This is a genomic window from Streptomyces sp. NPDC088097 (genome assembly GCF_044741845.1).
GTDB lineage: Bacteria > Actinomycetota > Actinomycetes > Streptomycetales > Streptomycetaceae > Streptomyces.
This window is the reverse complement of sequence record NZ_JBIUTJ010000001.1, coordinates 612,879-634,007: the sequence shown is the minus strand read 5'-3', so window position 1 is coordinate 634,007 and position 21,129 is coordinate 612,879. Positions and strand designations below refer to the sequence as shown.

Below are 21,129 nucleotides of genomic sequence, written 5' to 3'. Positions count from 1 at the left end.
GCACCACGATCCGGTACCGCCGGTCCCGGCACCCACCGCACGAGGAGAGAACAGGAACCCCGATGTCCAACGAAGAGAAGCTGGTCGAGTACCTCAAGCGGGTCACGGTCGACCTCCAGAAGGCGAACCGTCGGATCGCCCGGCTGGAGGCGTCCGAGCAGCCCGAGGCGGTCGCCATCGTCGGCATGGCCTGCCGCTTCCCGGGCGGGGTGTCCTCCCCGGAGGACCTGTGGGACCTGGTGGACAGCGGGACCGACGCCATCACCGGATTCCCGGCCGACCGCGGCTGGGACCTGGAGCGGCTCTACGACCCGGACCCGGAGCGGCCCGGGACCTCGTACACCCGGGAGGGCGGTTTCCTCCACGACGCGGGGCTGTTCGACGCGGGGCTCTTCGGGATCTCCCCGCGCGAGGCCCTGGCCATGGACCCCCAGCAGCGGCTGCTCCTGGAGACGGCCTGGGAGACCTTCGAGCAGGCCGGCATCGACCCGCTCTCCCTGAAGGGAACCCGCACGGGTGTCTACGCCGGCATCATCGAGCAGAGCTACCTGGGCCTCGACGGTCCCTCCGAGTTCGAGGGCTACCTGCTGACCAGCAAGCTCAGCAGTGTCGCGTCCGGCCGGATCTCCTACACCTTCGGCCTGGAGGGCCCGGCGGTCTCCGTGGACACGGCCTGCTCCTCCTCCCTGGTCGCCCTCCACCTGGCCGTGCAGTCCCTGCGCTCCGGCGAGACGGACCTGGCGCTGGCGGGCGGTGTGACCGTCACCGCCACACCGGGCGGGTTCGTGGACTTCGCGCGACAGAGCGGGCTGGCCCCCGACGGCCGCATCAAGTCCTTCTCGGCGTCCGCCGACGGCACCTCGTGGGCCGAGGGCGTCGGCCTGCTCCTCGTCGAGCGGCTCTCGGACGCCCACCGCAACGGACACCGCGTCCTGGCCGTCGTACGGGGCTCCGCCGTCAACCAGGACGGTGCTTCGAACGGTCTGACGGCGCCGAACGGGCCTTCGCAGGAGCGGGTGATCCGTCAGGCCTTGGCGGACGCGGGTCTGGCCGCTGCCGAGGTGGACGCGGTGGAGGCGCACGGGACGGGGACGCGGCTCGGTGATCCGATCGAGGCGCAGGCGTTGCTGGCGACGTACGGGCAGGGTCGTCCGGAGGGCCGGCCGTTGTACCTGGGCTCCCTCAAGTCCAACATCGGGCACTCCGTCGCCGCCGCCGGAGTGGGCGGGGTCATCAAGATGATTCAGGCGATGGAGCACGGGGTGCTGCCGCGCACCCTCCACATCGACGAGCCGACCCCGATGGTCGACTGGGAGTCGGGCGCGGTGGAACTGCTGCGGGAACCGCGCCCGTGGCCGGAGACGGGCACCGCACGTCGCGCGGCCGTCTCCTCCTTCGGGGTCAGCGGCACCAACGCGCACGTGATCCTGGAACGACCGCACGCCGAAGCCCCCGCGACCGGGACGACAGACCCCGTCGCCCTGCCGGTGGTGCCGTGGGTGGTCTCGGGCAAGACCCCTCAGGCCTTGGCGCAGCAGGCGGAGCGGCTCGCCCGGTGGGTGGCCGCGGAGGCCGCCGTCGACCCGGTGGACGTCGGTGTTTCGTTGGCTTCGGGGCGTGCGGCTCTGGAGTTTCGGGCGGTGGTGTCGGGTGTGGGGCGGGAGGAGTTGCTGGCCGGGTTGGCGTCGTTGGGGGCTCCGGTCGCGGTGCGGGGTGGCCGGGTGGGGTTCGTGTTCACGGGTCAGGGTGCTCAGCGTCTCGGGATGGGGCGTGAGTTGTACGACGCTTTTCCGGTGTTCGCTTCGGCTTTCGACGCGGTGGTGGTGGAGTTGGACCGTCATCTGGAGCGGCCGTTGCGCGGGGCGGTGTGGGGCGGGGATCAGGAGCTTTTGAATCGGACGGTGTTCGCGCAGACCTCGTTGTTCGCGGTCGAGGTGGCGTTGTTCCGTCTGGTGGAGTCGTGGGGTGTGCGTCCGGATTTCCTGGCGGGTCATTCGATCGGTGAGTTGGTGGCCGCGCATGTGGCGGGTGTCCTGTCGTTGGAGGACGCGGCGGCTTTGGTGGCGGCTCGGGGTCGTTTGATGCAGGCGTTGCCGGTGGGCGGGGCGATGGTCGCCCTCCAGGCCACCGAGGAAGAAGTTCTTCCGCTGTTGTCGGCAGGGGTTTCCCTGGCCGCTCTCAACGGGCCCCGGTCCGTGGTGGTTTCCGGCACGGAGGAGGCGGTGGCCTCGGTCGTCGCGGTGTTCGAGGCGCGGGGGCGCAAGGCGACCCGGTTGAAGGTCTCGCACGCGTTCCATTCGCCGTTGATGGATCCGATGCTCGAAGAGTTCCGGCAGGTCGCGGCTTCCCTGAGCTATGAGGTTCCCCGGATTTCGATCGTCTCGACGCTGACGGGCACGTTGGCCACGGGGGACGATCTGCGGTCGGCGGATTACTGGGTGGCGCAGTTGCGCGGCGCGGTGCGCTTCGGTGACGCGGTGCGGGTCTTGGCGGACCTGGGTGTGGGTGCCACGTTGGAACTCGGCCCGGACGCAGTGTTGTCGGCTTTGGTGGCGGGCGCGGTGGGGGAGGAGATCCCGGCCGCTCTGCCCGCCCTGCGGCGGGGCCACTCCGAGCCCGCCGCCTTGGTCACGGCCCTCGGCCGGCTCCACGAGCACGGGGTCCACGTCGACTGGAGCGCCTACTTCGCGGGCAGCGGCGCCCGCCGGGTCCCGCTGCCGACGTACGCCTTCCAACACGAGCGCTACTGGGTCCAGTCGGCGGCGTCCGGGACCGACGCCGCCGGCCTCGGCCTCGACCCCACCGGCCACCCGCTCCTGGGCCCGGCCGTGACCGTCGCCGGATCCGAGCGCGCCGTCCACACCAGCCGCGTCTCCCTGCGCAGCCACCCCTGGCTCGCCGGCCACCTCGGCCCGGACACCTCCGCCCTGCCGGTCGCCCTCCTCGTGGAGCTGGCCGTGCGCGCGGGCGACGGACCCGGGGCCAACCTCCTCGACGCGTTCGTGGTGGAGCGCCCCCTGTCGCTTCCGCGGACCGGAGCGATCCGGCTCCAGGTGGCCGTCGAGCCCGCCGTCGAGCCCGGCGCGGGAGCGGACACCGGTGCGGACGGCCGCTGGTCGGTCACCGTGCACAGCCGCGCCGACGAGCCGGGCGCCTCCTGGACCCGGCACGCCCGCGGCACGCTCACCGCCGCCGCCCCCGGTGACCCCTTCGACCTCGCCGCCTGGCCCCCGGCCGACGCCGTGCAGGACGTTCCGCAGGGGGAGGGCGTCACCGCGCTGTGGCGCCGGGGCGAGGAGCTGTTCGCCGAGGTGCGGCTGCCCGAGGACCGGACGGCCGCCCCGGACGCCGCCGGATTCGTCCTCGATCCCGGCCTGCTGGACGCGGCCGTCAGCCCGCTGCTGACCGGACCCGACCTCCGGGCCGTCCGCTGGCACGGCGTACGGGTCCACGCGACCGGCGCCTCGGCCCTGCGCGTCCGGCTGACCCCGCGACCGCAGGCCCCCGGAAGTTACGCCGTCCGACTCGCCGACCCGGCGGGCCGACCCGTGGCCGCCGTGGCCTCCCTGGCCGTGGACACCGTCGAGGACGCCGTGCACGATCCGGCCGCCGCTCGCCGCGCCGACATGCTGCACGAGGTCCGCTGGACCCCGCTGACCGCCGGACCCGACCCCGCCGAGGACGCGGCCCCCCACCCGTGGGCGGCCCTCGACGGATCGGCCGGCGCCGAGGACGACGCGGCCTACCCCACCCCGGACGACGTGGCCGCCGCGGTCGCCGCCGGGGCGGACATCCCGTTCGTCGTGGTGCGGGTCGACCCCCCGCCGGCCGGCTCCCTCGCCGGGGCCCTCCCCGGGCACCTCCACGCCACCGCGGCACGGGCCTTGGCCCTGGCCGCGGACTGGGCGGCCGACGAGCGCCTGGAGGGGACCCGCCTCCTCGTGCTGACCTCGGGGGCCGTGGCCGTCTCCCCCGGGGAGGACATCGGCGACCTGGCCGGCGCCGCCGTCTGGGGCCTGCTGCGCTCCGCCCAGTCCGAGACCCCGGGCCGCATCCTCCTCGTCGACACCGACACGCCCCTGGGCACGGAGACCGACACCGCCGCCGCCCGGCGCGCGCTCGCCCGCCTCGCGCTGTCCGGCGAGCCCCAGGCCGCCCTGCGCGCCGGCCGGGTCCACCTGCCCCGGCTCACCCGGACGCCGCCGCCCGTCCAAGGCGCCCCGGCCCCCCGCGCCAACGGGTGGAACCCCGACGGCACCGTCCTGATCACCGGCGGCACCGGCAGCCTCGGCTCGCTCTTCGCCCGCCACCTCGTCGCCGAACACGGCGTGAAGCACCTTCTCCTCACCAGCCGGCGCGGACCCCGCGCCGCGGGAGCGGCCGAACTGGAGGCCGAGCTGACCGCGCTCGGCGCCCGGGTCACCCTTGCCGCCTGCGACGCGGCCGACCCCGACGCGCTCGCCGCCACCCTGGCCGCGATCCCCGCCGAGTACCCCCTGACCGGCATCGTGCACGCCGCCGGCGTCCTGGACGACGGCCTCCTCGGCTCCCTCACCCCCGACCGACTGTCGGCCGTGCTGCGCCCCAAGGCCGACGCCGCCTGGAACCTGCACCGGCTGACCCGGGACGCCGACCTGAGCGCCTTCGTACTGTTCTCCTCGATCGCCGCCGTGGTCGGCGGCGTCGGCCAGGCCAACTACGCCGCCGCCAACGCGTTCCTCGACGGCCTGGCCCACCACCGACACGCCCTCTCGCTGCCCGCCACCTCGGTGGCCTGGGGCCTGTGGGAGCAGACCGGCGGCATGAGCGGCCACCTCGGCCACACCGACCTGCTGCGCATCGCCCGCAGCGGCTTCCGCCCCGTGCCCGAGCAGGACGGCCCGGCCCTGCTGGACCTGGCCCTCGCGCTGGGCCGGCCGACCGCGGTCGCCTCCCCGGTGGACGTGGCGGCCCTGCGCGACCAGGGCGCCCGCAACCCCGCCGTACTGTCACGACTGGCCGGGCTGCCGTCGCGCCGCACCGCCGCCGGCGAACGGGGTTCCGCGGACTCCCTCGCCGTCATCCTGGCCGGGCTCGCCCAGCCTGCCGAGCGGGCCGCGGCCGTCCTGGTCGCCGTACGGGAGCAGATCGCGGCCGTCCTCGGGCACGCCGACCCCGCCGGCATCGCCCCGGACATGCCGCTGGCCAAGCTCGGATTCGACTCGCTGACCTCGGTGGAGCTGCGCAACCTGCTGAACGGCATCAGTGGCCTGCGGCTGCCCGCCACCCTGGTCTTCGACCACCCGACCCCGGGCGCCCTCGCGGGCCACCTCCTCGCGGAGGTGTCCGGCGGGCAGGCGGGCGGGCAGGCCCGTCCGAGCGTGGACTTCGCCGCCGAGACCGTCCTCGCGCAGGACGTGCGGCCCGCGGCGGAGGTCGTCCGGGACGGCTCGGACCCGCGCCACGTCCTGCTGACCGGCGCCACCGGCTTCCTCGGCGCCTTCCTGCTGCGCGACCTGATGCGCACCACCACGGCCACCGTGCACGTCCTGGTCCGGGGCGCCGACCGGGCCGAGGCGCTCGAACGGGTCCGGACCAACATGGCCTGGTACCGCCTGTCCGACCAGTACGACGAGAGCCGGCTCGTGGTGGTCCCCGGCGACCTGGGCGAAGCGCGGCTCGGGCTGACCGAGGACGAGTTCGACGGGCTCGCCCGCACCGTCGACGTCGTCTACCACAACGGCGCCAGGGTCCACTGGCTGCACCCGTACACGGCGCTGCGCGCGGCCAACGTGGCCGGTACGGAAGAGGTGTTGCGCCTCGCCGCCCGGCACCGGACGGTCCCGGTGCACTACGTCTCCACCGTCGGCGTCTTCGACGGGGTGCGCGAGGAGGGGGTCCCGTTGAAGGTGACGGATCCGACGGGTCCCGCGGAGGCGCTGGCCAGTGGCTACCTGCAGAGCAAGTGGGTGGCCGAGCAACTGATCGGGGAGGCGCGGGAGCGGGGGCTGCCCGTGTCCGTGTACCGGGTCGACGTGATCTCGGGCGACACGGTGAACGGGGCCTGCCAGACGCGTGACTTCGTCTGGCTGAGCCTCAAGGGCGTCCTCCAGGCGGGCGCGGTGCCGGTCGGCGTCGGCGGTCGCTTCCATCTTCTGCCCGTGGACTACGTGAGTGCCGCGATCACGGGTCTCGCCCGGAAGGCGGAGACGGTGGGCGGTACGTACCATTTGTTCAATCAGAGTTCGCTGGCACTGGACGAGAGCATCGGCCACCTGAGGTCACTCGGATATGAATTGGCCGAAAAGCAGTGGGTCGAATGGAGCGAAATCGTTCAGGGGGATCGGGAGAACGCCCTCCAACCCCTCTTGCACGCCTTCGAGATGATGACCTCCGACACGGACGCCTTCTACCCGCCGATCGACACGTCGGAGACGGAGCGTGACCTCCGGGGCAGCGGCATCGTCTGCCCGCCGCTGACCGCGGACCTCTTCGCCCGGTACGTCGACTTCTTCGTGGAGGTCGGTCACTTCCCTCCGGCGTCGGGGGATCGGGCCGTGGAGCCCGCCGGGTGGCCGGACAGGCCGTCGGAGGACAGCACCCGTTCGTGAGCCCGCCGGATCAGCACGGACGGCTCCAGGCCCAGCTCGTCGCGCAACAGGCTCCGCACGTGCCGGTAGGCCTCCAGGGCCTCGGCACGGCGGCCCGTCTGGTGCAGGGAGTTGATCAGCTGGCTGTGGAACCCCTCGTGCAGCGGGTAGTCGTGTACGAGCCCGCGCAGCTCCGGGATGGAGTCCCGGTGCTGGCCGAGGGCGCAGCGGGCCTCTATGCGCATCTCCAGGGCCTGGATGCGGCGGTCGTCGAGGTGGACGATGAGGCTCTTGAGCACGGGCCCGGTCGGGATGTTGGACAGGGCCCGGCCGTGCCACAGGGCCACCGCCCTGGACAGGTGGCCGGAGGCGTCCTCGTACTCTCCGGCCCGCAGGGCCTGGGCGCCGCGGGCGACGAGGATCTCGAAGAGCTTGTAGTCGACGTTCTCGTCGGCGACCTGGAGCAGGTAGCCGCCGGAGCGGGTGGCCAGCAGCGGCGCCGGCTCCCGGTCGTCGGAGTGGGACGCGAGGATGCGGCGGGCGTGGTGGATGTAGGTCTGGACGGTATTGAGGGCCGAGCGCGGCGGGGCGTCCTCCCACAGCTCGCTGATCAAGGTCTCCGAGGAGACGAACTCGTTGGCTCTCGTGAGCAGGACGGCCAGGGTCTGGGCGACCTTCGGCGAGCCGACGTGGCAGACGTCGATGCTCTCCGTAACCACTTGGAAATGACCCAACAACCGGAACTTCAGCATGCGGAACCCCCGTTGGAAATTTTCGTGAGCATAGAGGGAACCGGCCCGCCTGTGTACCCGACAGTTGATTGTCAAGCCATGGGAAGGCAAATTCGGCTGCGCGGCCGAATTTTGCCGGATTATGGTACGGCAAACGGCCGCACCCCGGAAAGGGGTACGGCCGTCTCGAAACACTGCGGCTACGAGGGCCAGTACGTACGGCCCCACGCCCGCGGGCCCGGCTGCCGCAGCCGCTCCCGCGCCACGCGCGCCGGCGTGGACCACTCGTCCGGGACCCGGGGCGCGCCCGACGGGGCGGCCGAGGCCAGCGCCGCCGCGCGCGCTCGGACCACCGCCAGTGCGGCGGCCAACTCCTCCGGGGTCGGGTTGCCCTTGACGACCTTGATCACCACAGAGACCTCCTCGGGGGCTCGGGGGGCTTACAGGGGGATGTTGCCGTGCTTCTTGGGCGGGAGGGACTCCCGCTTGGTGCGCAGCTGGCGGAGCCCCTTGACCACGTGCGCGCGGGTCTCGGAGGGCATGGTCACCGCGTCCACGTAACCGCGCTCGGCGGCCGTGTACGGGTTGAGCAGCGCGTCCTCGTACTCGCTGATCAGGCGGGCCCTGGTGTCCTCCACCTCCTCCGGGGAGGCCTCGGCGATGGTGCGCCGGTGCAGGATGTTCACGGCGCCCTGCGCGCCCATCACGGCGATCTGCGCCGTCGGCCAGGCCAGGTTGAGGTCCGCGCCGAGGTGCTTGGAGCCCATCACGTCATAGGCGCCGCCGAAGGCCTTGCGGGTGATCACGGTGATGAGCGGGACGGTGGCCTCGGCGTACGCGTAGATCAGCTTGGCGCCGCGCCGGATGATTCCGTTGTACTCCTGGTCCGTGCCCGGGAGGAAGCCCGGGACGTCGACGAACGTCAGCACCGGGACATTGAAAGCATCGCACGTCCGGACGAATCGCGCCGCCTTCTCGGAGGCGTTGATGTCCAGGCAGCCGGCGAACTGCATCGGCTGGTTCGCGACGACTCCCACCGGGTGCCCCTCGACCCGGCCGAAGCCGGTGAGGATGTTCGGCGCGAAGAGGGACTGGGTCTCCAGGAACTCCCCGTCGTCGAGCACGTGCTCGATCACGGTGTGCATGTCGTACGGCTGGTTCGCGCTGTCCGGGATCAGCGTGTCGAGCGCGAGGTCCTCCTCGGAGACCTCGATGTCGGCCTCCTCGGGGAAGGAGGGCGGCTCGGAGAGGTTGTTCGAGGGCAGGAACGACAGGAGGGACTTGACGTACTCGACGGCGTCCTTCTCGTCCCCGGCCATGTGGTGCGCCACGCCCGAGGTGGAGTTGTGGGTGCGGGCGCCGCCCAGCTCCTCGAAGCCGACGTCCTCGCCGGTGACCGTCTTGATGACGTCCGGGCCGGTGATGAACATGTGCGAGGTCTGGTCGACCATGACGGTGAAGTCGGTGATGGCCGGGGAGTACACGGCCCCGCCGGCGCACGGCCCGACGACCAGGCTGATCTGCGGGATCACTCCGGAGGCGTGGACGTTGCGGCGGAAGATCTCCCCGTACATCCCGAGCGCGCTGACGCCCTCCTGGATGCGGGCGCCGCCGGAGTCGTTGATGCCGACCAGCGGACAACCGGTCTTCAGGGCGAAGTCCATGACCTTCATGATCTTCTGCCCGTAGACCTCGCCGAGGGCCCCGCCGAAGACGGTGAAGTCCTGCGAGAACACGGCCACCGGCCGGCCGTCCACCGTGCCGTAGCCGGTGACGACGCCGTCGCCGTAGGGGCGGGTCTTCTCCAGCCCGAAGTTGGTCGAGCGGTGCCGGGCGAACTCGTCCAGCTCTACGAAGGACCCCTCGTCCATCAGCAGAGCCACCCGCTCACGTGCCGTCAGCTTGCCTTTGGCGTGCTGCTTTTCGACGGCCCGTCCGGATCCGGCATGGGTGGCTTCCTCGATTCGGCGCCGCAGGTCCGCGAGCTTGCCCGCGGTCGTGTGGATGTCGATCGGCTCTGAGGGTTGTGACATCGGGGTCGCGGCTCCCTGGGTGGTGTCAACTGCCTGGTCACTGAATGACCGCTGCTGGCTACTGGTGCGTAGCGTATCGGCGGGCATGGCGCTCGGCAGTGCGGCGTTTGACACACCTACATTGGCTTGCATGACGCCTTCAGATGCTTCAGCCGGAGCTTTCGCCGGACGCTGGTCGAGTCTGGACCGGCCGCCCCTCAACACCGCGGCCCTCACCCGGGCCCTCGTCACCGGGGACGGGCTGTGGACCTCCCTGGAGGTGGTCACGGCCACCGGGTCCACCAACACCGACCTCGCGGCGCGGGCCGCGGACCTGCCCGAGGGCGCGGTGCTGGTCGCCGAGGAGCAGACCGCCGGGCGCGGCCGGCTCGACCGCACCTGGACGGCGCCGCCCCGCTCGGGGCTTTTCTTCTCCGTCCTGCTCAAGCCGGGCCCCGACGTGCCGCAGGAGCGGTGGGGGTGGCTGACCCTGCTCGCCGGGGTGGCCGCGGCGCGCGGGCTGTCCCGGGCGGCGGGCGTGGAGACGCAGCTCAAGTGGCCCAACGACCTCCTCGTCGCGGTGGAGGGGGAGGAGCGCAAGACGGGCGGCATCCTCGCGGAGCGGGTCGCGGAGGGCGTGGTGCTCGGGATCGGCCTCAACGTCACGCTGACCGAGGACGAGCTGCCGGTGCCCGTCGCGGGGTCCCTGCTCCTGGCGAAGGCCTCCGTCACGGACCGCGAACCGCTGCTCAAGGCCGTGCTGCGCTCGCTGGAGGAGTGGTACGGCCGCTGGCGCGAGGCCGGCGGGGACCCGGCCGAGAGCGGGCTCCAGGAGGCGTACGCCGCGGGCTGCGCGACGCTGGGCCGACACGTGCGCGCGGAGCTGCCGGGCGGGCGCACCCTCACCGGAACGGCCGAAGCGGTGGACGCCGACGGGCGGCTGGTGATCCGTACGGTCGAGGGCGAGCGCGAGCCGGTGGGCGCGGGCGACGTGGTCCACCTCCGCTCGGTGCGCTGACCCGGGCGCGGCGGGCCCGCCGCGGTGCCCCGCCGGGCGACCCGGTCGAAAGTCGCCTCCGGGGCTGCGGGCTCCCGGAGGCGGACCGGCCTCCGGGAGAAGGAGTGAGCTACGGCACACCTGCCGTATGGTTTAGGCGATCCCGGTCCCGCGGTGATCACCCGGTTCGGAAGTGCGCACGGAATGGACAGGAGGCGGCCCTTGCCCGTCGACGACTCTGCGTCCGGCGCGTCCGGCGCGTCCTCGTCCCCCTCGGGCGCCGCACCCGGCCCCGCCGGGCCGATCGGGCGTGATCAGCACACCCCGATGCACGAGGTGGACCACACGGCGCAGCCGACGGCCGATCCCCTCGCGATCCGGCTGGAGCAGCTCATCCTGGGGGCCGAGCGGCGCTACACGCCCTTCCAGGCGGCCCGTAGCGCCGGGGTGTCCATGGAGCTGGCCTCCCGGTTCTGGCGGGCGATGGGCTTCGCGGACATCGGCCAGGCCAAGGCCCTGACGGAGGCCGACGTGCTGGCGCTGCGGCGCCTGGCGGGTCTGGTCGAGGCGGGGCTGCTGAGCGAGCCCATGGCGGTGCAGGTCGCGCGCTCCACGGGGCAGACGACCGCCCGCCTGGCGGAGTGGCAGATCGATTCCTTCCTGGAGGGGCTGACGGAGCCGCCGGAGCCGGGCATGACCCGCACGGAGGTCACGTACCCGCTGGTCGAGCTGCTGCTGCCGGAGCTGGAGGAGTTCCTCGTCTACGTGTGGCGGCGCCAACTGGCCGCGGCCACCGGGCGGGTGGTGCAGGTCGCCGACGACGAGGAGATGGTCGACCGGCGGCTCGCGGTGGGCTTCGCGGACCTGGTGGGCTTCACGCGCCTGACGCGGCGCTTGGAGGAGGAGGAGCTCGGCGAGCTGGTCGAGGCCTTCGAGACGACGGCGGCGGACCTGGTGGCCGCGCACGGCGGCCGGCTGATCAAGACGCTCGGCGACGAGGTGCTGTACGCGGCGGACGACGCGGCGACGGCGGCGGAGATCGCGCTGCGGATGATCGAGACGATGGAGGCGGACCCGCAGATGCCGGAGCTGCGGGTCGGGATCGCCTTCGGGACGGTGACGACCCGGATGGGCGACGTCTTCGGCACGACGGTGAACCTGGCGAGCCGGTTGACCTCCATAGCCCCCAAGGACGCGGTCCTGGTCGACGGGGCGATGGCCGAGGAGCTGAGCCGGACGGGCGCGGCGCCGAAGTCGGAGAAGGACGCCGAGACGGAGGAGGGCGGCGGCACCTACCGCTTCGCGCTCCAGCCGATGTGGCAGCGGCCGGTGCGCGGGCTGGGCGTCGTGGAGCCCTGGTCGCTGACGCGGCGGACGCCTAAGATCCCCGGGTAACGTTCGTTAACCGTTTCCGGGGAGAGTGCGGCGTGGCTGCTGTGGACGAGGTCCGTTTCGGCGAGTTCGTGGCGGTGCGACGGCACGGCGAGGGCGGCGTGGTCGCCGAGCTGGTGCTCGACCGGCCCAAGGCGATGAACGCGGTCTCGACGGAGATGGCCCGTTCGATCGGCGCCGCGTGCGCGGCGCTGTCCGCCGACGCCTCGGTGCGGGTGGTGGTGCTGTCGTCCACGCACGAGCGGGCCTTCTGCGTGGGCGCCGACCTCAAGGAGCGCAACTCCTTCTCGGACGCCGAGCTGGTGCGCCAGCGGCCGACCGCGCGCGCCGCGTACGGGGGCGTCCTGGAGCTGCCGATGCCGACGGTGGCGGCCGTGCACGGGTTCGCGCTGGGCGGCGGCTTCGAGCTGGCCCTGGCCTGCGACGTGATCGTGGCCGACGAGACGGCCGTGGTCGGGCTGCCGGAGGTGTCGGTGGGAGTGATCCCCGGCGGTGGCGGTACGCAGCTGCTCCCGCGCAGGGTCGGGGCGGCCCGGGCGGCCGAGCTGATCTTCACCGCGCGCCGGGTGGAGGCGGCGGAGGCCCTGTCGCTGGGGCTGGTGGACTCGCTGGCCCCGGCGGGCGAGGACCGCGCGCGGGCCCTGGAGCTGGCGGCGTCGATGGCGGCGAACTCCCCGGTCGGGCTGCGGGCGGCCAAGCGCGCGCTGCGGCTGGGGCACGGGATGGACCTGGCGGCCGGGCTGGAGATCGAGGACGCGGCCTGGCGGACGGTGGCCTTCTCGGGGGACCGGGCGGAGGGCGTCGCGGCGTTCAACGAGAAGCGGAAGCCGAACTGGCCGGGGGAGTGACGGGCGCGCCCCCGCGCGGCTCTGCGTGACCTCGGACGGGGTGGCGGGGGGCCAAAAGCCGCGCCCAATTGTCTACAAATAGGACAAACCCTCTAGCCTGGGGTGATGGGACTTGACGGGCGGCTCCGGGCCGTCGTGAGCCTCGCGCAGGCGATGGCGGCCGCTTGCGCGCCGCGGGACAGTGTCCGGGCCGCCGCGCGGGGGGCGAGGCTGGCGCTGGACGGTTCCTTCGCGGCGATCTCGGCCTGGGAGCGGGAACGGGGGCGCCTGCGGGTCCTCGTGAACGAGGGGGAGCGACGGCCGGGGGAGGTGGAGTTCCCCGAGGACGAGTCCTACCCCGTGCACGACTTCCCCGAGATCACCGAGTTCCTGCACGAGCGGTGGGTCGGCGGCGGCGGGGCGCACGCCTGGGTGGAGAGCGCGGTCGGCGACCGACCCGGCCGGCGCGGCGAGGTCCTGCGCCGACGTGGCCGCGGGACCTGCGTGGTCGCGCCGATCGTGCTCAGCGGGCGGGCCTGGGGCGAGCTGTACGTGGCGCGGGACGAGGGTCTGGCCGACTTCGACGAGGACGACGCCGAGTTCGCGACGGTGCTGGCGGCGGTGATCGCGGCCGGGCTCGCGCAGAACGAACGCCTCGAAGAGGCCCGACGGCTCGCCTTCACCGACCCGCTGACCGGTCTGGCCAACCGCCGCGCCGTCGACATGCGGCTGGACGAGGCGCTGGAGGAACACCGGCGCACGGGCGCCGTGGTGAGCCTGGTCGTCTGCGATCTCAACGGCCTCAAGAAGGTCAACGACACCCTGGGCCACGCCACCGGCGACCGGTTGCTGGAACGGTTCGGATCGGTGCTGAGCCTGTGCGGCGCCATACTCGGCGGCGGCGCTTTGGTGGCCCGGCTGGGCGGCGACGAGTTCTGTCTGGTCAGCGTGGGGGCGTCCGCCGACGAGGTGGTACGGGTCACCGAGGAGGTCTGCGTACGGGCCGCCGAGCTGGAACTCGGCGAGGGGGTGGCCTGCGGGGTCGCCTCGACGGGGGACCCGATCGGGCCCGTGAAGTCCTCGCGGCGGCTCTTCAGGCTCGCGGACGCCGCCCAGTACAAGGCCAAGGCCGCTCGGGCGGCGGGGCCCGTGGTGGCGGGCCGGGACACCGCGGTGGTGCGGCTCGCCGACGCCGCCGCCCGGGAGACCCCGGGGGACCGTCGACGCTTCCGCGGTCGTCCGTGACCTGCCGGTGGGCCGCGTCCGGGGGCGGCCGGGACGGGAGCTAGTGACATGAAGGGATTCAGTCCGTAGGGTGCTGAATATGGATATGCACACTGTCGTGGTGGGAACGTCCGGGACCACCGCCGAGGACGTCATCGCCGTCGCCCGCGGCAACGCGCGGGTCGAGCTGTCCGGCGAGGCGCTCGCCGCCCTCGGCCGCTCCCGCGCGATCGTCGACGCGCTCGCCGCCAAGCCCGAGCCCGTCTACGGGGTCTCCACCGGCTTCGGCGCCCTGGCCTCCCGGCACATCAGCCCCGAGCTGCGCGCGCAGCTCCAGCGCAACATCGTCCGCTCGCACGCCGCCGGCATGGGGCCGCGCGTCGAGCGCGAGGTCGTCCGCGCGCTGATGTTCCTGCGCCTGAAGACGGTGGCCTCCGGGCACACCGGCGTACGCCCCTCCGTCGCCCAGACCATGGCCGACGTGCTCAACGCCGGGATCACCCCCGTCGTCCACGAGTACGGCTCCCTCGGCTGCTCCGGCGACCTCGCGCCGCTCTCCCACTGCGCCCTCGCGCTCATGGGCGAGGGCGACGCCGAGGGCCCCGACGGGGCCGTCCGCCCCGCCGGCGAGCTGCTCGCCGAAGCCGGCATCGAGCCCGTCGAACTGCGCGAGAAGGAGGGCCTCGCCCTCCTCAACGGCACCGACGGCATGCTCGGCATGCTGGTCATGGCCCTCGCCGACCTCGGCAAGCTCTACACCTCCGCCGACATCACCGCCGCCCTCACCCTGGAGGCGCTCCTCGGCAGCGAGAAGGTCCTCCAGCCCGAGCTGCACGCCATCCGCCCGCACCCCGGCCAGGGCGCCTCCGCCGCCAACATGGCCGCCGTCCTGCACGGCTCCGGGCTCACCGGCCACTTCCAGGAGGAGTCCGCCCCGCGCGTGCAGGACGCGTACTCCGTGCGCTGCGCCCCGCAGGTCGCCGGCGCGGGCCGCGACACCATGGCGCACGCCGCCCTGGTCGCCTCCCGCGAACTGGCCGCGGCCGTCGACAACCCGGTGGTGCTGCCCGACGGACGCGTCGAGTCCAACGGCAACTTCCACGGCGCCCCCGTCGCCTACGTGCTGGACTTCCTGGCCATCGCCGCCGCCGACCTCGGCTCCATCGCCGAGCGCCGCACCGACCGCCTCCTCGACAAGAACCGCAGCCACGGCCTGCCGCCGTTCCTCGCGGACGACGCCGGCGTGGACTCCGGGCTGATGATCGCCCAGTACACGCAGGCGGCCCTGGTCAGCGAGATGAAGCGGCTCGCGGTACCGGCCTCGGCCGACTCGATCCCCTCCTCGGCCATGCAGGAGGACCACGTCTCCATGGGCTGGTCGGCCGCCCGCAAGCTGCGCACGGCGATCGACAACCTGACGCGGATCATCGCGATCGAGCTGTACGCGGCCACCCGCGCCATCGAGCTGCGCCACGGGCTGACCCCCGCGCCGGCCAGCCGGGCCGCCATCGCGGCGACCCGCGCGGCGGGCGTCGAGGGCCCCGGGCCGGATCGTTTCCTCGCCCCCGACCTGGCCGCCGCCGACGCCTTCGTGCGCTCGGGCGGGCTGGTCTCCGCCGTGGAGCCGGTGACGGGGCCCCTGGCCTGACGGCACCCTCGGCCCACGCCGGGGCGGACACACCAAGGGCCGCACCCCTCGCCGGGGGTGCGGCCCTCGTGCGTGCGGCGCCGGGGCGCTACGGGGTGCGGGAGCGGCGTACGGAGAAGGCCACGAAGCCCGCTCCGACGCCCAGGCACAGGGTGCCGCCCATGACGTACGGGGTGGTGTCGATGCTGCCGGTGTCGGCGAGCGCGAGGCTGACGGGGGAGCCCTGTGACGCCGAGTCGGAGAGGGGGTGTCCCTCGCCGTCGGAGCCGTTCGCGATGCTTCCGGTTCCCGTACCGGTGCCGGTGACGGTGCCCGTGTTGGCCGCCGCCGGGGCGGCGTCCGAGCCCGTGGAGGGCCCGGGCGCCGTGGCGTTGGCCGACGGGACGAACCAGAGGACGGCGAGGAGGGTGGTCGCTCCGAGAGCGGTGAGAAGAGGTCGTCGTGCGGACACGGTGCGATCCCCCTTGCGGACGAAGCGAATTGGCCGTGTGCGCCGATGCTAGTGAAAGGGGCGGGTCGTGGGAAAGTCGGGGCTGTCGCGGGCTTACTCTCCGTCGTATGAACCCTTCTGAGACATCACGATACGTACGGCTTCGGGTGGATTTGGTCCTTGAGGTCTCCGACTCCGACGCACTCACCGGCGCCGCCCTCGCGCACATCAAGGCCGACGAGTTCATGCCGGACGAGGAGCGCGGCCACGCCGAGGCGGCGGTCCGCGAGGACGAATCCGAGGCGCTGGCCTACCTGGTGGACCCCACGGACCTGGTCGCCGAACTGGTCGGAGTGGAACTCGCACAGGCCTCTTGGAGCAGCGAACCGGTCGAATACGACCCCGAGTCCCTGGAGTGGGACCTCGACGGGGAAGATGGGGACTTCGAGGAAGAGGCCGACAACGCCTGACCGTGGGGTTCCACACAGTCGAACGGAATGTGGAACCGAAACACGTTGTTCACGCGTTGTCAGGACGAGCAGGGGGTCATGCCCCCTGCCCGGCCCGATCCCGGGAATGCAGCCTCGGGATTTCCGGCAACGATGGAGTGACGTGTGAGGACGTACAGCAAGCGGCGGAACAGGTCCCTTGTGGCCGTGTCCGCCGTGCTCGGCGGCGTACTGATGCTCTCGGCCTGCAACGACGGGGGCACCGAGAAGTCGCAGGGCAGCGCGGAGACGGGGAAGTCGCAGAAGGATGTCGACGCGGCCGCGGCGAAGGACACCTCCAAGGCGCGAATAGCGATCACGCCCAAGGACGGTGCCACCAACGTCGGTCTGAACGACGCGACGAACGTCACCGTCAGCGACGGAACGCTCACCAAGGTCGAGCTGAAGACCGTCGACGGCGCGGCGGTGACCGGCAAGATCTCCACCGACGGCAAGAGCTGGAAGCCGGAGGGCGCGCTCAAGCGCTCCACCAAGTACGCCCTGTCGGCGACAGCGAAGGACGAGGCCGGGCGCGAGGCGCACGAGAACGCCTCCTTCACGACCGTCTCCCCGGAGAACAGCTTCATCGGCTCGTTCGTGCCGGACGAGGGCGAGACCGTCGGCGTGGGCATGCCGGTGTCGATCACCTTCAACAAGCCGATCAAGGACCAGAAGGCCGTTCTGGCGGCCATCAACGTCTCCTCCAGCAGCGGCCAGGAAGTCGTCGGCCACTGGTTCGGCAACCAGCGCCTGGACTTCCGTCCCGAGGAGTACTGGAAGGCGAACTCGACCGTCACGCTGAAGCTGGCGCTGGAGGGCGTGCAGGGCGCCCCGGGCGTCCAGGGCGTGCAGAGCAAGACCGTCACCTTCAAGATCGGTCGCAGCCAGGTCTCCACGGTCGACGCGAAGACGAAGACGATGACGGTCACCCGTGACGGACAGGTCCTCAAGACCATCCCGATCTCGGCGGGCTCCCCGGACAACCCCACCTACAACGGCCAGATGGTGATCTCCGAGAAGTTCAAGGAGACCCGGATGGACGGCGCCACCGTCGGCTTCAAGAACGGCGAGGGCAAGGGCGAGTACGACATCAAGGACGTCCCGCACGCGATGCGGCTGTCCACCTCCGGCACCTTCATCCACGGCAACTACTGGGGATCCGACTCGATCTTCGGCAGCGTGAACACCAGCCACGGATGCGTCGGTCTGAACGACTCCAAGGGTGCGAACGACCCGAGCACGGCCGGTTCCTGGTTCTTCGACAACTCGCTCATCGGCGACGTGGTCACCGTGGTGAACTCCCCGGACAAGACCATCAAGGCGGACAACGGGCTCAACGGCTGGAACATGAGCTGGGCGGAGTGGAAGGCCTCCGCGTGAGGCCTCCGCACCACGGCTGACGGCTGACCGCCGACGGCGGGCACCACGGGCGGCGGGAACCCCGAAAGGGTTCCCGCCGCCCGTTTTCCGTTCCGTCTTCTCATACGACTCTTACCCGGGCCTTATCCGCACATCAGGGCGGCTGCCTAGCTTCACCCCCATGTTCTTCACCTACCTCCGGCGCGAGTTGCGCCGACGCAGGAAGGCCGCGCTCGTCGTGGCCTCCGGACTCGCCCTCGGCATCGCCCTCGTCATCGTCGTCACCTCCGTCACCGCCGGCATGAGCGCCGCCCAGGACAAGGTCCTCCAGTCGCTCTACGGCCTCGGCACCGACATGACCGTCACCAAGGCCCAGAAGCCCGCGGAGGAGGGCTCCACGGCCGCCCGGCCGCGCTTCCGCTTCGACGCCAAGGGCGAGGGCGAGGGCGGTGACGCCGACACCGAGCAGAGCAGCGACCTGGTCATGCCGCAGGGCTTCGAGACCCTCGACGCCGCCACCGTGGGCAAGGTGGCCGGCCAGGACGGGGTGTCCGGCGCCGTCGGCGGGCTCAGCCTGCAGGTGATGAAGGTCAACGGCCAGTTCAGGCGCGGCGAGTTCAAGCGCGCCGAGGGCAGCGGCGCCGCGCAGACCAAGCCGGGCGCGACCGCCGGCGGCCAGGGCGGAGCCGTGCAGGGCGGCGGCGCCGACTTCGACGTCAACTCCTTCTCCGTGTACGGCACGGACGTCACCCGGCCCGAGCTGGGCCCGCTGACCACCTCGAAGATCACCGCGGGCCGCGGGTTCGCCGCCGGCGAGACCGACGCGGCCGTGGCCGTCCTCGACAGCGCCTACGCCAAGAAGAACAAGCTGGAGGTCGGCGCCGAAATCACCGTCAAGAAGGCCAAGTTCAAGGTGGTCGGCATCGCCACCGCCGACAGCGGCGACGCCGCGGCCAACGTCTACCTGCCCCTGAAGCAGGCCCAGACCCTCGCCGAGACCCCCGACAAGATCACCACGGTCTACGTCCAGGCCAAGGACTCCCAGGGGATCGCCTCCGTCAAGCAGGCCATCCAGAAGAACGTCCCCGACACCACCGTCACCACCTCCGCCGACCTCGCCGACACCGTCTCCGGCTCGCTCTCCACGGCCTCCTCCCTCGCCTCCACCGTCGGCACCTGGCTCTCCTACACCGTCCTCGCCGCCGCGTTCCTCGTCGCCGGCCTGCTGACCTCCTCCGCCGTCTCCCGGCGCGTGCGCGAATTCGGCACCCTGAAGGCCCTCGGCTGGAAGAGCGGCCGCGTCACCCGCCAGGTCGCCGGAGAAGCCCTGGTCAACGGCCTGATCGGGGGAGTCCTCGGCATCGCCCTCGGCCTCGGGGCCGCGTACGTCATCACCGCCGTCAGCCCGAGCCTCACCGCACAGCTCGCCGGCGGCGCGGGCCGCGGCGCCGGTGGCGGGGGCGGTCCGCGCATGTTCGGCGGGAGCGCCCGTCAGGCCGCCGGCAAGGCCGTCGACGTGGCCCTCACCGCGCCCGTCTCGCTCGCCACCATCGGCCTGGCGGTGGCCCTCGCGGTCGCCGGCGGACTCATCGCGGGCGGCTTCGGCGGCTGGCGCGCCTCCCGCCTGCGCCCGGCGGACGCCCTGCGCCGCGTCGAGTAGCGGCGGGCGGCGCCGACGCCCAACCGCGCGGTCCGCGCGGCCCGTCGGCGCCGAGGCCCGCACCGGCCCCGCCCCGTACACCCCACCGCACGATCGAGGGAACCAGATGTACCAGCTCACCGGAGTCACCAAGCGCTACCAGCGCGGCAAGGAAACCATCGACGCCCTCGCCGGCGTCGACCTGACCATCGAGGACGGCGGCCGGCTCGTCATCCAGGGCCCCACGGGCGGCGGCAAGTCCACCCTCCTGCAGATGCTCGGCGCCCTGGACCGACCGACGGCCGGACAGGTCGTCCTCGACGGGCTCGACCTGGCCACCGTCTCGGAGGCGAAGCTCACCCGGGTCCGCGCCGAGAGCATCGGCTTCGTCTTCCAGTCCTTCAACCTCATCCCGACCCTGACCGCCCAGGAGAACGTCGAGACGGCCCTCGTCCCCCTCTCCCTGAAGGCTGCCGAACGGCGCGCGAGGGCCGCCGAGGCCCTGGAGTCCGTCGGCCTCGGGGAGCGGATGGGCCACCTCCCCGGGGAGATGTCCGGAGGCCAGCAGCAGCGCGTCGCCATAGCCCGGGCCCTGGTGAAGAAGCCCAAGGTGCTCCTCGCCGACGAACCCACCGGCAACCTCGACGAGTCCATGCGCGACGAGGTCATGGAGCTCCTCGAAGGCCTGTGGAAGGAACACGGCCTGACCTTCGTGATGGTCACCCACGACAGCGCCCTCGCCAAGCGTGCCCCCCGGGTGGCCACCATCCGCCGCGGCCGGGTCACGGTCACCGAAAACCCCTGAGCGTCGGAGGGGGGCCCGGCCTAGGGTCGTCGGCATGACGAGGATCCAGCGGCTGTCCGTGCCCCCGACCGACGCCGAGACCGACCTGTGGTGGGCGCTCCAGGTGGCCGCCCACGCCGCCGACGCGGCCGACCTGCCCGGTCTGCCCGCGCCGGCCCGGGTGGAGACGGCGGGCCGATTGCGGGTGGCTCCCGTCCGGGGCCGCCTGGTGCACTGGGCCACCGGGGACGGCGACGGACACGCCGCCCTGCTGCTGTTCACCGACCCGGGCAACACCCACACCGCGTTCCTGGAGGAGCTGACCGTACGGCCCGACGCGCGCCGGCGCGGGCTGGGCACGGCCCTGTGGGAGCGGGTCCGGGAGGAACTCCTCGCCGGGGGCCGCACCTCCGTGGAGCTCGTCGCCGACCTGGGCGGGCCGGGGGCGGCCTTCGCCGGGTCACTGGGCTTCCGGAACGTCCTCCCGATGGGCTGGTACGTCCAAGAACTGGCCGACCGGGCCCCCGAGGCGCCGGCCGCCCCCGGCTACGAGTTCCACACCTGGCCCGGACCGGTCCCCGAGGAGTGGGCCGGCGCCGCCGCCGTGGCCCACGGGGCCATGGAGGACGCCCCGGGCGGGGACGGCGACGAGCGGTTCCCGTCCTGGACGGGGGAGCGGGTCCGGGCCGTCCAACAGCTCGTCGTGGACCGGGGCGGGGAGATCACCACCGTCGCCGCGGTCACCCCGGACGGGGAGGTGGCGGCGTACACGGTGCTGGTGCTGCCCGATCCGCAGGGCTCGCGCGCCCTCCAGTACGACACCGTCGTCGTCCCCGCCCACCGGGGCCGCGGCCTCGGCCGCGCGGTCAAGCTGCGCATGGTCGCGGAGGCCGCCGCGCGCCGTCCCGGACTGCGCCGCATCGGCACCACGGTCGCCGACGAGAACACCGCGATGCGGGCCGTGAACGAGGCCCTGGGCTACCGGCGCGAGCGCGCGGCGGCCCTCTTCCAGCTCAAGCTCTGACCACC

General features: G+C 72.7%; 15 protein-coding genes. 11 read left to right on the top strand and 4 right to left on the bottom strand.

Annotation, left to right across the window (positions count from 1 at the left end; all coding sequences use genetic code 11):
- Positions 1 to 8: 8 nt before the first annotated feature.
- Positions 9 to 6,590: a type I polyketide synthase gene (locus tag ACIOD1_RS02820; RefSeq protein WP_401900451.1), complete on the top strand. Its 6,582-nt coding sequence runs from the start codon at positions 9 to 11 to the stop codon at positions 6,588 to 6,590.
- Here the strand turns inward: ACIOD1_RS02820 and ACIOD1_RS02815 are convergent.
- The 3 genes from ACIOD1_RS02815 to ACIOD1_RS02805 form a co-directional block, all read right to left on the bottom strand.
- Positions 6,506 to 7,288 (bottom strand): AfsR/SARP family transcriptional regulator, encoded by a 783-nt coding sequence (locus ACIOD1_RS02815; RefSeq protein ID WP_365618016.1) that lies wholly within the window; start codon positions 7,286 to 7,288, stop codon positions 6,506 to 6,508. The genes ACIOD1_RS02820 and ACIOD1_RS02815 overlap by 85 nt on opposite strands.
- Positions 7,289 to 7,500: 212 nt before the next feature.
- Positions 7,501 to 7,710 carry an acyl-CoA carboxylase epsilon subunit gene (locus ACIOD1_RS02810; protein WP_365618073.1) on the bottom strand — a complete coding sequence of 70 codons (210 nt, stop codon included), beginning with the start codon at positions 7,708 to 7,710 and terminating at the stop codon, positions 7,501 to 7,503.
- Positions 7,711 to 7,740: 30 nt separating this feature from the next.
- Entirely contained in the window at positions 7,741 to 9,333 is a 1,593-nt protein-coding gene (locus ACIOD1_RS02805; RefSeq protein ID WP_365618014.1) for an acyl-CoA carboxylase subunit beta, read from the bottom strand.
- Between the two features lie 130 nt (positions 9,334 to 9,463).
- Here ACIOD1_RS02805 and ACIOD1_RS02800 point away from each other — a divergent pair, with 130 nt between their 5' ends.
- From ACIOD1_RS02800 to hutH, 5 genes are all read left to right on the top strand, one after another.
- A complete protein-coding gene (locus ACIOD1_RS02800) occupies positions 9,464 to 10,330 on the top strand; it encodes a biotin--[acetyl-CoA-carboxylase] ligase (RefSeq protein ID WP_365618012.1) in 867 nt (288 codons plus the stop codon).
- A 201-nt stretch (positions 10,331 to 10,531) separates the two neighbouring features.
- Positions 10,532 to 11,704 (top strand): adenylate/guanylate cyclase domain-containing protein, encoded by a 1,173-nt coding sequence (locus ACIOD1_RS02795; protein ID WP_401899778.1) that lies wholly within the window; start codon positions 10,532 to 10,534, stop codon positions 11,702 to 11,704.
- A gap of 41 nt (positions 11,705 to 11,745) precedes the next feature.
- Complete coding sequence (locus tag ACIOD1_RS02790; protein ID WP_365618071.1) at positions 11,746 to 12,549, top strand: enoyl-CoA hydratase-related protein; 804 nt, start codon at positions 11,746 to 11,748, stop codon at positions 12,547 to 12,549.
- A gap of 105 nt (positions 12,550 to 12,654) precedes the next feature.
- Entirely contained in the window at positions 12,655 to 13,773 is a 1,119-nt protein-coding gene (locus ACIOD1_RS02785; protein ID WP_365618009.1) for a sensor domain-containing diguanylate cyclase, read from the top strand.
- Positions 13,774 to 13,858: 85 nt separating this feature from the next.
- Complete coding sequence (gene hutH / locus ACIOD1_RS02780) at positions 13,859 to 15,400, top strand: histidine ammonia-lyase (RefSeq protein WP_365618069.1); 1,542 nt, start codon at positions 13,859 to 13,861, stop codon at positions 15,398 to 15,400.
- A gap of 88 nt (positions 15,401 to 15,488) precedes the next feature.
- Here the strand turns inward: hutH and ACIOD1_RS02775 are convergent, their stop codons facing one another.
- Entirely contained in the window at positions 15,489 to 15,851 is a 363-nt protein-coding gene (locus tag ACIOD1_RS02775) for a hypothetical protein (RefSeq protein WP_365618007.1), read from the bottom strand.
- Between the two features lie 146 nt (positions 15,852 to 15,997).
- Between ACIOD1_RS02775 and ACIOD1_RS02770 the strand changes: the two genes are divergently transcribed.
- The 5 genes from ACIOD1_RS02770 to ACIOD1_RS02750 all read left to right on the top strand — a co-directional run bounded on the left by ACIOD1_RS02770 (position 15,998) and on the right by ACIOD1_RS02750 (position 21,124).
- Positions 15,998 to 16,300 carry a hypothetical protein gene (locus tag ACIOD1_RS02770; protein WP_365618006.1) on the top strand — a complete coding sequence of 101 codons (303 nt, stop codon included), beginning with the start codon at positions 15,998 to 16,000 and terminating at the stop codon, positions 16,298 to 16,300.
- Positions 16,301 to 16,444: 144 nt separating this feature from the next.
- A complete protein-coding gene (locus tag ACIOD1_RS02765; protein WP_365618004.1) occupies positions 16,445 to 17,698 on the top strand; it encodes an Ig-like domain-containing protein in 1,254 nt (417 codons plus the stop codon).
- A gap of 160 nt (positions 17,699 to 17,858) precedes the next feature.
- Entirely contained in the window at positions 17,859 to 19,337 is a 1,479-nt protein-coding gene (locus ACIOD1_RS02760) for an ABC transporter permease (RefSeq protein WP_365618002.1), read from the top strand.
- A gap of 106 nt (positions 19,338 to 19,443) precedes the next feature.
- Entirely contained in the window at positions 19,444 to 20,121 is a 678-nt protein-coding gene (locus ACIOD1_RS02755; RefSeq protein WP_365618000.1) for an ABC transporter ATP-binding protein, read from the top strand.
- A gap of 34 nt (positions 20,122 to 20,155) precedes the next feature.
- On the top strand, positions 20,156 to 21,124 hold the full coding sequence (locus ACIOD1_RS02750; protein WP_365617998.1) for a GNAT family N-acetyltransferase: 969 nt from the start codon (positions 20,156 to 20,158) through the stop codon (positions 21,122 to 21,124).
- Positions 21,125 to 21,129 lie beyond the last annotated feature (5 nt).

Coding starts and splice junctions, on each gene's coding strand:
- hutH (WP_365618069.1), top strand. CDS start 13,859: ATGCACACTGTCGTGGTGGGAACGTCCGGGACCACCGCCGAGGACGTC.
- ACIOD1_RS02805 (WP_365618014.1), bottom strand. CDS start 9,333: ATGTCACAACCCTCAGAGCCGATCGACATCCACACGACCGCGGGCAAG.
- ACIOD1_RS02750 (WP_365617998.1), top strand. CDS start 20,156: ATGACGAGGATCCAGCGGCTGTCCGTGCCCCCGACCGACGCCGAGACC.
- ACIOD1_RS02785 (WP_365618009.1), top strand. CDS start 12,655: ATGGGACTTGACGGGCGGCTCCGGGCCGTCGTGAGCCTCGCGCAGGCG.
- ACIOD1_RS02755 (WP_365618000.1), top strand. CDS start 19,444: ATGTACCAGCTCACCGGAGTCACCAAGCGCTACCAGCGCGGCAAGGAA.
- ACIOD1_RS02800 (WP_365618012.1), top strand. CDS start 9,464: ATGACGCCTTCAGATGCTTCAGCCGGAGCTTTCGCCGGACGCTGGTCG.
- ACIOD1_RS02760 (WP_365618002.1), top strand. CDS start 17,859: ATGTTCTTCACCTACCTCCGGCGCGAGTTGCGCCGACGCAGGAAGGCC.